10 protein-coding genes are annotated in these 13,352 nt (G+C 70.7%); 8 read left to right on the plus strand and 2 right to left on the minus strand.

The genetic code is table 11. The features are described 5' to 3' along the window. The first annotated feature begins 107 nt into the window (after window positions 1–107). The 3 genes from EBH09_RS27385 (at window position 108) to EBH09_RS27395 (ending at window position 4,914) form a co-directional block, all read left to right on the plus strand. Window positions 108–1,931 (plus strand): IucA/IucC family protein, encoded by a 1,824-nt coding sequence (locus EBH09_RS27385; RefSeq protein WP_121749619.1) that lies wholly within the window; start codon window positions 108–110, stop codon window positions 1,929–1,931. Window positions 1,932–2,017: 86 nt separating this feature from the next. After that, on the plus strand, window positions 2,018–2,716 hold the full coding sequence (locus tag EBH09_RS27390) for a GNAT family N-acetyltransferase (protein ID WP_121749620.1): 699 nt from the start codon (window positions 2,018–2,020) through the stop codon (window positions 2,714–2,716). Window positions 2,717–2,895: 179 nt separating this feature from the next. Then, a complete protein-coding gene (locus EBH09_RS27395) occupies window positions 2,896–4,914 on the plus strand; it encodes an ATP-dependent DNA helicase (protein WP_121749621.1) in 2,019 nt (672 codons plus the stop codon). A 153-nt stretch (window positions 4,915–5,067) separates the two neighbouring features. Here EBH09_RS27395 and lexA read toward each other — a convergent pair whose 3' ends face one another. Next, the gene (gene lexA / locus EBH09_RS27400) at window positions 5,068–5,847 is read right to left on the minus strand and encodes a transcriptional repressor LexA (protein WP_121749622.1); all 780 of its coding nucleotides are present in this window, start codon (window positions 5,845–5,847) and stop codon (window positions 5,068–5,070) included. A 565-nt stretch (window positions 5,848–6,412) separates the two neighbouring features. Here lexA and nrdR point away from each other — a divergent pair. Both nrdR and EBH09_RS27410 read left to right on the plus strand, forming a co-directional pair. Next, a complete protein-coding gene (nrdR, locus tag EBH09_RS27405) occupies window positions 6,413–6,964 on the plus strand; it encodes a transcriptional regulator NrdR (protein ID WP_121749623.1) in 552 nt (183 codons plus the stop codon). Between the two features lie 167 nt (window positions 6,965–7,131). Next, window positions 7,132–10,026, plus strand: coding sequence for a vitamin B12-dependent ribonucleotide reductase (locus tag EBH09_RS27410; RefSeq protein ID WP_121749624.1), 2,895 nt, complete (start codon window positions 7,132–7,134; stop codon window positions 10,024–10,026). Window positions 10,027–10,134: 108 nt separating this feature from the next. On the opposite strand, the gene EBH09_RS27415 is transcribed toward EBH09_RS27410, so the two are convergent. After that, window positions 10,135–10,668 (minus strand): TerD family protein, encoded by a 534-nt coding sequence (locus EBH09_RS27415; RefSeq protein WP_121749625.1) that lies wholly within the window; start codon window positions 10,666–10,668, stop codon window positions 10,135–10,137. Between the two features lie 157 nt (window positions 10,669–10,825). Between EBH09_RS27415 and EBH09_RS27420 the strand changes: the two genes are divergently transcribed. The 3 genes from EBH09_RS27420 to EBH09_RS27430 all read left to right on the plus strand — a co-directional run bounded on the left by EBH09_RS27420 (window position 10,826) and on the right by EBH09_RS27430 (window position 13,130). Next, a complete protein-coding gene (locus EBH09_RS27420; protein WP_121749626.1) occupies window positions 10,826–11,431 on the plus strand; it encodes a YdbC family protein in 606 nt (201 codons plus the stop codon). Window positions 11,432–11,552: 121 nt separating this feature from the next. Further along, window positions 11,553–12,212, plus strand: coding sequence for a histidine phosphatase family protein (locus EBH09_RS27425; RefSeq protein WP_121749627.1), 660 nt, complete (start codon window positions 11,553–11,555; stop codon window positions 12,210–12,212). A gap of 12 nt (window positions 12,213–12,224) precedes the next feature. Beyond that, a complete protein-coding gene (locus EBH09_RS27430; protein ID WP_121749628.1) occupies window positions 12,225–13,130 on the plus strand; it encodes an ADP-ribosylglycohydrolase family protein in 906 nt (301 codons plus the stop codon). Window positions 13,131–13,352: the final 222 nt, after the last annotated feature.

The following is a 13,352-nucleotide window of genomic DNA, read 5'->3' on the forward strand; positions in this document are numbered from 1 at the left end:
GTCCGGGAGCGGTTCCCGTCGTCGCCGTCGGACCGGGACCGGCGGCCCCCGCCGCTGCCCCCGCGTCCGTACCGGCCCTCGCCGCGCTTCCCGCGACCGCGCCCCCGATCACCGCCGATGTCCTGGACCACACGGACCCGTGCACCGGGGCCCAGGCCGCGACCGTGGAGAACCTCTTGCGTTGCTGGGCGCGCGAAACCGACGCGACCGCACCCGCGAGCGGTGTCCTCCACGTGCCGCTGCCGGCCAGCGGAACCGCCCTGGCCGTCCCCGTCCACTACTGGTCGCCGACGGGACGGCACCGCTTCGGCCTCCCGCGCCTGGCCGGCGCCCCCGCCTCGGCGCCACCTGCCGACGCCGTGACGGTCGCCGCGCTGCTCGTACGGGAGACGGCCGGCGACCCGGGCCCCGACGGGACCGACCTCGTGGCGCGTGTCGCCGACTCCGTCCGCCGTACCGCCGTCTTCCTCCGCGACCGCCGGGAAGACCGCCCCTCCGACGGCCCCGACGGCCCCGACGGCCCCGACGGCCGCCCCGGCGGCGGTCCCGATGACGGTCCCGACCTCTTCCTCGCCGCCGAGCAGGCGCTGCTCCTCGGGCATCCACTGCACCCCACACCCAAGAGCCGAGAAGGGCTCACGGAGGCGGAGACACGGCGGTACTCACCCGAAGTGCGCGGCTCCTTCCGCCTGCACTGGGTGGCCGTCGCCCCCTCCGTACTCGCCACCGACTCGGCCTGGACCGAGCGCGGTCGTCCGGTCACCGCGCCCCTGCTCACCGCCCGCCTCGCAGGGGACGGGCCGGCGCCGCCGGACGGCTACGCGGTCCTCCCACTGCACCCCTGGCAGTACCGCGAGGTAAGGCACCGACCGGAGACCGCGGCCCTGCTGGACGCGGGGCTGCTCAGGGATCTCGGCACCCGGGGCGCCCCCTGGCATCCCACCTCCTCGCTCCGAACCGTCTACCGAACCGGCGCCCCCGCCATGCTCAAGCTCTCGCTGGCCCTGCACATCACCAACTCCCGCCGGGAGAACCTCCGCAAGGAACTCCACCGCGGAGTCGAGGTCCACCGCCTGCTGCGCACTGGAGTGTCCCGTCGGTGGCAGGCCGTCCACCCGGACTTCGACATCGTCCGCGACCCGGGCTGGGTCGCCGTCGACGGACCGGACGGGGAGCCGGTGCGAGGGCTCGACGTCGTCATCCGGCACAACCCCTTCCGGCCCACGGACGACGTCTCCTGCGTCGCCGGCCTCGTCGCGCCCCGGCCGCGGGGGCGGGCGAACGGCTCCGGCCGGCCCGCCGCCGACGTCCCGCGCTCCCGGCTGGCCCAGGTCGTCACCCGACTCGCCGGGCGGACCGGTCGTCTCCGCCAAGCCGTCGCCGCCGAGTGGTTCCTGCGCTACCTCCATCACGTCGTACGCCCAGTCCTGTGGCTGGACGCCCACGCCGGAATCGCCCTGGAGGCGCACCAGCAGAACACCCTCCTCCTGCTGGACGCCGACGGCTGGCCCGCCGGCGGCCGCTACCGCGACAACCAGGGCTACTACTTCCGTGAGTCCCGGCGCGCGGAACTCGACGCCCGGTTGCCCGGCATCGGCGAGCACAGTGACACGTTCGTCTCCGACGAGGTCACCGACGAGCGCTTCGCGTACTACCTCGCCATCAACAACGTGTTCGGCCTCGTCGGCGCCTTCGGTTCCCAGGACCTCGCCGACGAACGGCTGCTGCTCGCGGCCTTCCGCCGTTTCCTGCGCGATCTCGCGTCGGGCCCCGCCCCGCTGCACAGCCCGCTGCCCGCGCAGCTCCTCGACTCGCCCGTACTGCGCTGCAAGGCCAACCTGCTGACCCGGCTGCGCGGCCTGGACGAACTCGTCGGCCCGGTGGACACCCAGTCCGCCTACGTCACCATCACCAACCCGCTGCGCGCCTGAGCCACCGCCGACCCTTCACCGACCTACTCTCCGACGCCCTCCCAGCCCTCCTCCAGCCCCCTTCCGACTCCCGAGAGAGCGACACCGTGGCTTCCACCGATGCGAGCGCCGACGACACCCTGGACCTGCACCTGCCCGAGGAATTCGTCGCCCTCTTCGGGCATGGCAAGCAGGGGGAGGCCCCGGCCGGGACGGAGACGAGGCGGGCCGGCGACGACCTGCTCGACCGTGTCGCCGACTGGGGTCCGGCCGCCACACCCGCGGGCGTGTTCCAGCTGGTGCCCGTCCGTGTCGACCGGGACGTCCCGACCATCACCCGCTGGATGAACGACCCCGCCGTCGCCGCGTTCTGGGAGCTGACCGGACCGCGGAACGTGACCGAGGAGCACGTACGGGCGCAGCTCGCGGGTGACGGACGCAGCGTCCCCTGCGTCGGCATGCTGGAGGGGCTGCCGATGAGCTACTGGGAGATCTACCGGGCCGACCTGGACCCGCTGGCCCGGTACTGTCCCGTCCGGCCGCACGACACCGGTCTCCACCTGCTGATCGGCGATGTCACCGACCGCGGGCAGGGCATCGGGACCACCCTGATCAGGACCGTCACCGACCTCGTCCTCGCGAGGCGGCCCGCCTGCACCCGTGTGCTCGCCGAACCCGACGTCCGCAACACGGCCTCCGTCGCCGCGTTCCTCGGCGCCGGATTCCGGTTCGCCGCCGAGGTCGACCTGCCCGCCAAGCGAGCCGCCCTCATGATCCGGGACCGGACGCCGCACGCGCTGCCGTAGCGTCGTGCGGCCGGTTCCGACGGCCCGATCAGTGCCGCCTCCACTCGCCGACCGGCGCCCCGCCCGCCCAGGAGCCCACCCTTGACCCCGCACTCCCAGCGATCCGTCCCGCCCCTGCCGTCCCTCGCGCCCGCCTCGCCCGTCCGTTTGTCAGTGCCGGGCCGTAGGGTGGTCGCGCTATGACGAAGCCCTCACTCCCCGAACTCCTGCACGCCGCCGTCACCGCCGTCGGCGGCACGGAGCGTCCCGGCCAGGTGGCCATGGCCGAAGCCGTCGAGGAAGCCATCGACGGCGGCTCCCATCTGCTGGTCCAGGCCGGCACCGGCACCGGCAAGTCGCTGGGCTATCTGGTGCCCGCGCTGGCGCACGGGGAGCGGGTCGTCGTGGCCACCGCGACCCTGGCCCTGCAGCGCCAGCTGGTCGAGCGGGACCTGCCCCGCACGGTCGACGCGCTCCACCCGCAGCTGCGCCGCCGGCCGGAGTTCGCGATGCTCAAGGGCAGGTCGAACTACCTGTGCCTGCACCGGCTCCACGAGGGAGTCCCGCAGGACGAGGAGGAGGGCCTCTTCGACCAGTTCGAGGCCGCCGCCCCCACCAGCAAGCTGGGCCAGGACCTGCTGCGGATGCGCGACTGGGCGGACGGGACCGAGACCGGAGACCGCGACGACCTCACGCCCGGTGTGTCCGACCGGGCATGGTCGCAGGTGTCGGTGTCGTCCCGGGAGTGCCTGGGCGCCTCGAAGTGCGCGTACGGAGCCGAGTGCTTCGCCGAGATGGCCCGGGAGCGCGCCAAGCTCTCCGAGGTCGTCGTCACCAACCACGCCCTACTCGCCATCGACGCCATCGAGGGCGCTCCGGTGTTGCCGCAGCACGAGGTGCTGATCGTCGACGAGGCGCACGAGCTGGTCTCCCGGGTCACCGGCGTCGCCACCGGCGAGCTCACCCCCGGCCAGGTCAACCGGGCGGTGCGGCGGGCCGCGAAGCTCGTCAACGAGAAGGCCGCCGACCAGCTCCAGACCGCGGCCGAGGGCTTCGAGCGGCTGATGGAACTGGCACTGCCGGGGCGCCTGGAGGAGGTCCCGGAGGATCTCGGCTACGCGCTCATGGCACTGCGCGACGCCTGCCGTACGGTCATCTCCGCGATCGGGGCGACCCGCGACAAGTCGGTGCAGGACGAGGACGCCGTCCGCAAGCAGGCGCTGGCCTCGGTGGAGTCCGTGCACGACGTGTCGGAGCGGATCACGAACGGCTCCGAGTGGGACGTCGTCTGGTACGAGCGGCACGAGCCCCGCGGCGGAGCCGCATATCGGCCCAGTGGCGCCTCGCTGCGGGTCGCTCCCATGTCCGTCGCGGGTCTGCTGCGAGAGAAGCTCTTCACGGACCGCTCGGTCGTCCTGACCTCCGCGACCCTCAAGCTGGGCGGCGACTTCAACGGTGTCGGGGCCTCCCTGGGCCTCGCCCCGGAGGGCACCGAGGGCGACGACGTGCCCCAGTGGAAGGGCGTCGACGTGGGATCGCCGTTCGACTACCGCAAGCAGGGCATCCTGTACGTCGCCAAGCATCTGGCGCGCCCCGCGCGGGACGGCGACCGCGGCGACATGCTCGACGAGCTCACGGAGCTGATCCAGGCGGCCGGCGGCCGCACGCTGGGGCTGTTCTCCTCGATGCGGGCGGCCCAGCTGGCCGCCGAGGAACTGCGCTCCCGCATCCCGGAGTACCCGATCCTGCTCCAGGGCGAGGAGACACTCGGCGAGCTGATCAAGAACTTCGCCGCCGACCCGAGGACCTGCCTCTTCGGCACGCTGTCGCTCTGGCAGGGCGTCGACGTCCCCGGTCCGAGCTGCCAGCTGGTCGTCATGGACAAGATCCCGTTTCCGCGCCCGGACGACCCTCTGATGAGCGCCCGCCAGAAGGCGGTGGAGGAGGCCGGCGGCAACGGCTTCATGGCGGTCGCCGCCACGCACGCCGCGCTGCTGATGGCCCAGGGCGCGGGCCGCCTCGTACGGGCGTCGGGCGACCGAGGCGTGGTCGCCGTACTGGACCAGCGACTGGCGACGGCCCGGTACGGAAGCTATCTGAAGGCGTCACTGCCCGACTTCTGGTTCACCACCGACCGCAACCAGGTCCGCAAGTCGCTGGCCGCGATCGACGCGAAGGCGCGGCAGACGGAAGCGGCGAAAGAGACGGACGGCGACTGAGCCCGGGGTTTCCCACCGGGCGCCCGGCCGGGAGCTCGGCTGGACACCACGGCCCGACCCCGCACAGCGCGGGGCCCCGGAACCGGCGCAGAGGTTCCGGGGCCCGGTCGGGTCGGCGGGTCGCCGTCGTGGCGTACCCGCCCGCCGTGGCGCTCAGACGCGGCGCAGTACGGCCACCACCTTGCCGAGGATGGTCGCGTCGTCACCGGGGATCGGCTCGTACGCCGAGTTGTGCGGGAGGAGCCAGACGTGGCCGTCCTCGCGCTTGAAGCGCTTCACGGTGGCCTCGCCCTCGAGCATCGCGGCCACGATGTCGCCGTTCTCGGCGACCGGCTGGCGGCGGACCGTGACCCAGTCGCCGTCGCAGATGGCGGCCTCGATCATCGAGTCGCCGACGACCTTCAGGACGAACAGCTCGCCGTCACCGACCAGCTGCCGCGGCAGGGGGAAGACGTCCTCGACGGACTCCTCGGCGAGGATCGGGCCACCGGCGGCGATGCGCCCGACGAGCGGGACGTACGACGCGGCCGGCTTGCCCGCGGTGTCCGTGGGCTGCACGGAGGCGGCCTGGTCGGAGCCGCGCACCTCATAGGCGCGCGGGCGGTGCGGATCGCGGCGCAGGAAGCCCTTGCGCTCCAGTGCCATCAGCTGGTGCGCGACGGAGGAGGTGCTGGAGAGGCCGACGGCCTGGCCGATCTCCCGCATCGACGGCGGGTATCCGCGCCGTTGCACGGAGTCGCGGATGACCTCGATCACCCGGCGTTGGCGGTCGGTGAGTCCCGAGCTGTCGGCCCGGATGCCAGGAGGTCGGCCTGGCAGGGAGCGCTTGTGCCCCTCGGGATTCGTGGCGTCGCTCATCGCGTGCACCGGCTCAGGTCGGCCCTGGGGGCGGTCCTGGGCAGTGATGGTGGCACTGTCGGCGGTGGTGGTCACGTCGGCCCCTCTCGATGGTCTCCCTGCTGCACAACGGTAGTAGCTTTCGAAAGGTTGCGCCAAACACACGTTCGAGTGAAAAATCGCGAATCGCTCGCCCGGAATGTGTTTCTGGGTGTATGGCTATCGCGGTGCCTCGCGGACAAAAGGGCCCATTGCTGTACTCTTCACCGCCGTGGTGACAACCTCGGGGAGGTCGCTCCAGTCTGCCATCCGGCATCCCGTTCGATGGCGTGGGTCCCCTCATCTGTGCGGTAGTCCCACGCCCCCTCCTCGCGGTGCCCACGGTATCTCCGCATGCGCCCGGGCGATACGGCCGTGCGTGCGCGCGTCGGTCGTGCCGCCTCGGCCGTACGGCACCTGCACGTACCGGAGCGACACGCGTGCAGGGCGTGTATGTATGAGCCAATCCCCACATCTAGTGGTTGGATTGCGGCGGCAGCCCACAAGTTGTGGTCCCCCGGGTCTTCGGGCCTGCCGCGATCGCCTATGCTGGGGGCTGCTTCGAGGGGCCTGAAGGGCCTTTCGGGGCTATTGAGTCTGCTGTGAGGAGGGTTCGGAGTTCATGCACTGCCCCTTCTGCAGGCACCCCGACAGCCGCGTCGTCGACAGTCGTACGACCGACGACGGCACGTCGATCCGCAGGCGCCGCCAGTGCCCTGACTGCTCCCGTCGTTTCACGACCGTGGAGACGTGCTCGCTCATGGTGGTGAAGCGGTCCGGGGTCACCGAACCGTTCAGCCGCACCAAGATCATCAACGGTGTGCGCAAGGCCTGTCAGGGCCGGCCCGTCACCGAGGACGCGCTCGCCCAGCTCGGCCAGCGGGTCGAGGAGGCGGTGCGGGCCACCGGAAGCGCCGAGCTGACCACCCACGACGTGGGGCTGGCCATACTCGGCCCGCTGCAGGAGCTGGACCTCGTCGCTTATCTGCGATTCGCCTCCGTCTACCGGGCGTTCGACTCGCTCGAGGACTTCGAGGCCGCGATCGTGGAGCTCAGGGAGGCGACGGGGCGTCCCGGCGGAGACGGCGACGACGCCGGCGCGGGGAGCCAGGAGAACGACCGCGGATCCGCGGGGGCTGCACAGGTCCCCGAGCCCGCAGGCGCCGCCGACTGACCGGCGGGCCGGACCCGGACTTCGGCGCCCGGGCCCGGCCGGACGGCGGCGAGTGACAAAGACCTGTTGCGGGCGGTGCGAGAGACGCCCGCAACACAAGACAGAACACCGTGCCACGGGAACAATCGGGGCACTTCAGGGCGTTTTCGCCCGTACAGGGAGGCGGCATGACAGAGACGGCGAGCGGTCCGGCACGGAGTACCCGCGCCAAGGGCACGAAGGCGGGCAAGGGACTCCGCGTCGAGCGCGTCCACACCACTCCCGGCGTCCACCCCTACGACGAGGTGGCCTGGGAGCGTCGTGACGTCGTCATGACCAACTGGCGCGACGGCTCGGTCAACTTCGAGCAGCGTGGCGTCGAGTTCCCCGCGTTCTGGTCGGTGAACGCGGTCAACATCGTCACCAGCAAGTACTTCCGGGGTGCCGTAGGTACCCCGCAGCGTGAGGTGAGCCTGAAGCAGCTCATCGACCGCATCGTGAAGACGTACCGGAAGGCCGGCGAGGACCACAAGTACTTCGCCTCGCCCGCCGACGCCGAGATCTTCGAGCACGAGCTGGCCTACGCCCTCCTGCACCAGATCTTCAGCTTCAACAGCCCCGTCTGGTTCAACGTCGGCACGCCCCAGCCGCAGCAGGTCTCCGCCTGCTTCATCCTGTCCGTCGACGACTCCATGGAGTCGATCCTCGACTGGTACAAGGAAGAGGGCATGATCTTCAAGGGCGGCTCGGGCGCCGGCCTGAACCTCTCCCGGATCCGCTCCTCCAAGGAGCTGCTCTCCTCCGGCGGCAACGCCTCGGGGCCGGTCTCCTTCATGCGGGGTGCCGACGCCTCCGCCGGCACGATCAAGTCCGGCGGTGCCACGCGCCGGGCCGCGAAGATGGTCATCCTCGACGTCGACCACCCCGACATCGAGGACTTCATCCAGACCAAGGTCTCGGAGGAGGAGAAGATCCGCGCCCTGCGCGACGCGGGCTTCGACATGGACCTGGGCGGCGACGACATCACGTCCGTCCAGTACCAGAACGCCAACAACTCGGTCCGCGTGAACGACACGTTCATGAAGGCCGTCCAGGACGGCGGCAAGTTCGGCCTGACGTCCCGCATGACCGGCGAGGTCATCGAGGAGGTCGAGGCCAAGGCGCTCTTCCGCAAGATGGCCGAGGCCGCGTGGGCGTGCGCCGACCCGGGCATCCAGTACGACGACACCATCAACCACTGGCACACCTGCCCGGAGTCCGGCCGGATCAACGGCTCGAACCCCTGCAGCGAGTACATGCACCTGGACAACACGTCCTGCAACCTCGCCTCGCTGAACCTGATGAAGTTCCTGAAGGACGACGGCAAGGGCAACCAGTCCTTCGACGCCGAGCGCTTCGCCAAGGTCGTCGAGCTCGTCATCACCGCGATGGACATCTCCATCTGCTTCGCGGACTTCCCGACCCAGAAGATCGGCGAGAACACCCGCGCCTTCCGTCAGCTCGGCATCGGCTACGCCAACCTCGGCGCCCTGCTGATGGCGACCGGCCACGCCTACGACTCCGACGGCGGCCGCGCCCTGGCCGGCGCCATCACCTCCCTGATGACCGGCACGTCGTACCGGCGCTCCGCCGAACTCGCCGCGATCGTCGGCCCGTACGACGGCTACGCCCGCAACGCGCAGCCGCACCTTCGGGTCATGAAGCAGCACTCCGACGAGAACGCCAAGGCCGTCCGCATGGACGACCTGGACACGCCGGTCTGGGCCGCCGCCACCGAGGCCTGGCAGGACGTGCTGCGTCTCGGCGAGAAGAACGGCTTCCGCAACTCCCAGGCGTCCGTCATCGCTCCGACCGGCACCATCGGTCTCGCGATGTCCTGCGACACCACCGGCCTCGAGCCCGACCTCGCCCTGGTCAAGTTCAAGAAGCTGGTCGGCGGCGGCTCGATGCAGATCGTCAACGGCACCGTCCCGCAGGCCCTGCGCCGCCTGGGCTACCAGGAGGAGCAGATCGAGGCGATCGTCGCCCACATCGCCGAGCACGGCAATGTGATCGACGCCCCCGGCCTCAAGCACGAGCACTACGAGGTCTTCGACTGCGCCATGGGCGAGCGCTCCATCTCCGCGATGGGTCACGTCCGCATGATGGCCGCGATCCAGCCGTGGATCTCCGGCGCCCTCTCCAAGACGGTCAACCTGCCGGAGTCGGCGACCGTGGAGGACGTCGAGGAGGTCTACTTCGAGGCCTGGAAGATGGGCGTCAAGGCGCTCGCCATCTACCGCGACAACTGCAAGGTCGGCCAGCCCCTCTCCGCCAAGACCAAGGAGAAGGAGAAGGCCGAGGTCACGGAGAAGACCGAGGCGGCGATCCGCGAGACGGTCGAGAAGATCGTCGAGTACCGCCCGGTCCGCAAGCGCCTCCCGAAGGGTCGTCCCGGCATCACCACCTCCTTCACGGTCGGCGGCGCCGAGGGCTACATGACGGCCAACTCCTACCCGGACGACGGTCTCGGCGAGGTCTTCCTGAAGATGTCCAAGCAGGGCTCGACCCTCGCGGGCATGATGGACGCCTTCTCCATCGCGGTCTCCGTCGGCCTCCAGTACGGCGTGCCGCTGGAGACGTACGTCTCGAAGTTCACCAACATGCGCTTCGAGCCGGCCGGTATGACGGACGACCCGGACGTGCGGATGGCGCAGTCGATCGTCGACTACATCTTCCGCCGCCTGGCGCTCGACTTCCTGCCCTTCGAGACGCGCTCCGCGCTCGGCATCCACTCCGCCGAAGAGCGTCAGCGTCACCTGGAGACGGGTTCGTACGAGCCGTCCGACGACGAGCTCGACGTCGAGGGACTGGCCCAGTCGGCGCCGCGCGCCCAGGAACTGAAGGCCGTCGCCACCCCGAAGGCCGAGGCCGAGGCGGCCAAGCCCGCTCCGCAGCAGGCGCACACCAGCGCCGAGCTGGTGGAGATGCAGCTGGGCATCCAGGCCGACGCACCGCTGTGCTTCTCCTGCGGCACGAAGATGCAGCGGGCCGGATCCTGCTACATCTGCGAGGGCTGCGGCTCGACCAGTGGTTGCAGCTGACGCGTAGGTCCACGTGAGTAAGGGGCGCCCGCCAATGGCGGGCGCCCCTTACTCTTGGCGGCTCCTGCTCGACGCGCGTACGGGCCCCTGCCCGACGCGCAGGTGAGGTCAGGGGCGGCGGGCCCTGCCCATCACGCGTGTGAACGTCGCGGGATCGCCCTCGAAGCCGTGCACCCCGGACCGGAACTCCCAGGCCCCCGTCTCGTCCCGGACGAACTCCGCGACCGTCGCCGCAGTCGCGCCCAGCACACCGCCGAAGTCGTCCGTGGCGAGGTCGGTGTAGCCCTCACGGATACGCAGGCCCGGGTTGGCCACGTCGCCGAAGGTCCGGTCCGCGGTGCGCTGCTGGATCGCGACGCCCACCACCACGCGCGCGTACCGGGCGTCGAGCCGCTCCAGTTCCAGCATCATGATCTCGTCGAAGCCGAAGCCCTTGCCGTCCTGGCTGTCCCGGTTGAGATAGATGGTCCCGTCGGGGGAGCGACTGTCGTAGTGCACCACGTAGGAGGGATCGCCGTACGGATCGTCCGACAGGTAGGTACCGGCGACGACGTCCAGGTCGGCGGGTGGCCGCCCCGCCGGACTCGGGTCCCACCGCAGCGCGACCTCGACCTTGCGAATGCCCTTGCTGAGGCCGTTCACGAACTTCCCCTTCCCAGGTCCCCGCCCTGCCCGGCCACATCAAGTGCCGAGCGGTGACGGCCGGTTGTCCATCCTGCCACGCACAGCGAGGCAGTTGCGGGCAAGCGGTCCTCCGGAGAGTGACCGGTGCCACGTTCCCTGGCCTTACCATGGCGCGGTGCTGGTCAAGTGGATTCGCTGCACCGTGGTGGACCGCCGCGGTTTCGAGCGGGGGCAGCGAAAGTGGGCGGGGCTTCCGGGGGAGCCGGGTTTTCGGGGGCAGGGGGGTGGCTGGAGCCGGGGACGGCCGGACGTGGCGCACGTCTTCGCCTTCTGGGAGAGCCGTGCCTTCTACGACTCCTTCATGGCCCGCTCGCACGACCGGCTTGCCTCTGCCCAGGCGGGCACCTTCAAGAACGCCCAGGTCAGGCTCTTCGACTACCGGTTCGATGTGAAGACCGGGTTCGAACCGCGCTTCACGGACGCCGACCTGGTGCGGGTGGCGCTCTGCCGTGTCCACGAAGAGCGGGCCGAGCACTACGTCCTCATGCAGGAGAAGGTCTGGAACCCCGCGATGGCCGGCTCGCCCGGCATGATCCGCGGGCTGTTCGGAGAGGCGCCGGGAAACGAGTACCTGGTGCTGTCCATGTGGCGGTCGGCCGCCGAGCACGGCAAGTACCGCACCGAGCGGGTGGAGCGGCTCGCGCTTCGCGCCCAGACGGAGGCCGACATCGCGGCCCTGACGGGGGACATCGTGCAACTGGAACCCACATGGACCGTTTGAGATCCGGACCGACCCTCCCGGTGTCGACGTGCGCCGACCGGGATGTGGGAACTGTGTGACGTACGCCGTATGGGGCCCGTTCGAGTGCTTGCTTCCGCCCGTCCCGATCTAGGGTTCTGGCATGGCACGACCACGGCGCATCGTTCTAGTCCGCCACGGCGAGTCGACGGGCAACGTCGATGACTCCGTGTACGAGCGCGAGCCCGACCACGCGCTGGCCCTCACCGAGCAGGGCCGGGCGCAGGCGGAGGAGACGGGCAAGGGACTGCGCGAGGTGTTCGGCGGTGAGCGGGTCAGTGTGTACGTCTCCCCGTACCGCCGGACGCACGAGACGCTGCGTGCCTTCAGCCTCGACCCGGGACTCATACGGGTACGGGAGGAGCCGCGGCTCCGTGAGCAGGACTGGGGCAACTGGCAGGACCGGGACGACGTGCGTCTGCAGAAGGCCTACCGGGACGCCTACGGCCATTTCTTCTACCGTTTCGCCCAGGGCGAGTCCGGAGCCGACGTGTACGACCGGGTCGGCGGTTTCCTGGAGAGCCTGTTCCGCAGCTTCGAGGACCCCGATCATCCGCCGAACGTGCTCCTGGTGACCCACGGTCTGGCCATGCGGCTGTTCTGCATGCGGTGGTTCCACTGGACGGTCGCGGAATTCGAGTCGCTGTCGAACCCCGGGAACGGCGAGATGCGGATGCTCGTTCTCGGTGAGGACGGCAAGTACGCCCTTGACCGCCCCTTCGAACGCTGGCGAGATCCGGAACCGTACGGGATCACCGGATAGAGTGGCAGTGCGATGACCGCTCATTCATCTCCTGACGTGCGCCTGGACCGGGCCCTGTCCAGCCTGCGCGGACTGTCGGTGGGGGACGCGCTGGGCTCACAGTTCTTCGTGCCCGCGAACTACCCGCTGCTGAAACTCCGCGAGCTGCCCCCAGGCACCTGGCAGTGGACGGACGACACGGAAATGGCCTGCTCCGTGGTCTCCGTACTGGCCACGCACCACCGCATCGACCAGGACGCGCTGGCGCTCTCCTTCGCCCACCACCACGACTTCGACCGCGGCTACGGTCCCGCGGTCAACCGCCTCCTGCGACTGGTCCGGGAGGGCGGCGACTGGCGCGAACTCGCCGCCGCGCTGTTCAACGGCCAGGGGTCCTGGGGCAACGGCGCCGCCATGCGCATCGCCCCGCTGGGCGCCTGGTACGCGGACGATCCCGAGCAGGCGACCCATCAGGCGGAGATCTCGGCCTACCCCACGCACCAGCACCGCGAAGCGGTGGTCGGCGCCATGGCGGTCGCCGCTGCCGCCGCCCTGGCCGCGGACCCCGCAGGCCCGCCCACCCCGCACGCGCTCCTCGACGGGGTCGTCGCCCTGGTACCGAAGAGCGCGGTCGGCGCCGGCCTCCGCCGCGCCCGGGACATGCTCGACTACGGCGACGCGGCCACGGTCGCGGCGGTACTGGGCTGCGGCAGACGTACGACCGCCCATGACACGGTTCCCTTCGCCCTCTGGTCCGCGGCCCGCGCCCTGGGCGACTACGAGCGCGCTTTCTGGACGACTGCCCAAGTCGGCGGGGACGTGGACACGACCTGTGCCATCGCGGGCGGAGTCGTCGCCGCCGCCAAGGCGGGGGCGCCGCCGGCCGAGTGGGCCGGGCGGGTCGAGGCGCTGCCCGAATGGATGGTGACGGCGGCCTAGCCGGCCCGCGAGGGGCGAAGGCGGAGGGTCGTCGGAATCCGCTTCAACTCTCCGTGTGCGACGGGAACTCTCCGTGACCGGCCGTCCGTTGTCGTGACATCCGCTGTGCGAGGCATGGGCCCCGCACAGCCCGGAGTGTCACGAGGGGGTGGGTCATGGGGGTCTTGCTGTTGCCGGTCCTCGCGCTGCTGTCCCTCGTGCTGCGCGCCCGGTCCAGCGCGC

The organism is Streptomyces sp. E2N166, assembly GCF_003671715.1.
GTDB classification, from domain to species: Bacteria; Actinomycetota; Actinomycetes; order Streptomycetales; family Streptomycetaceae; genus Streptomyces; species Streptomyces thinghirensis.

Coding starts and splice junctions, on each gene's coding strand:
- EBH09_RS27395 (WP_121749621.1), top strand. CDS start 2,896: ATGACGAAGCCCTCACTCCCCGAACTCCTGCACGCCGCCGTCACCGCC.
- nrdR (WP_121749623.1), top strand. CDS start 6,413: ATGCACTGCCCCTTCTGCAGGCACCCCGACAGCCGCGTCGTCGACAGT.
- EBH09_RS27425 (WP_121749627.1), top strand. CDS start 11,553: ATGGCACGACCACGGCGCATCGTTCTAGTCCGCCACGGCGAGTCGACG.
- EBH09_RS27410 (WP_121749624.1), top strand. CDS start 7,132: ATGACAGAGACGGCGAGCGGTCCGGCACGGAGTACCCGCGCCAAGGGC.
- EBH09_RS27430 (WP_121749628.1), top strand. CDS start 12,225: ATGACCGCTCATTCATCTCCTGACGTGCGCCTGGACCGGGCCCTGTCC.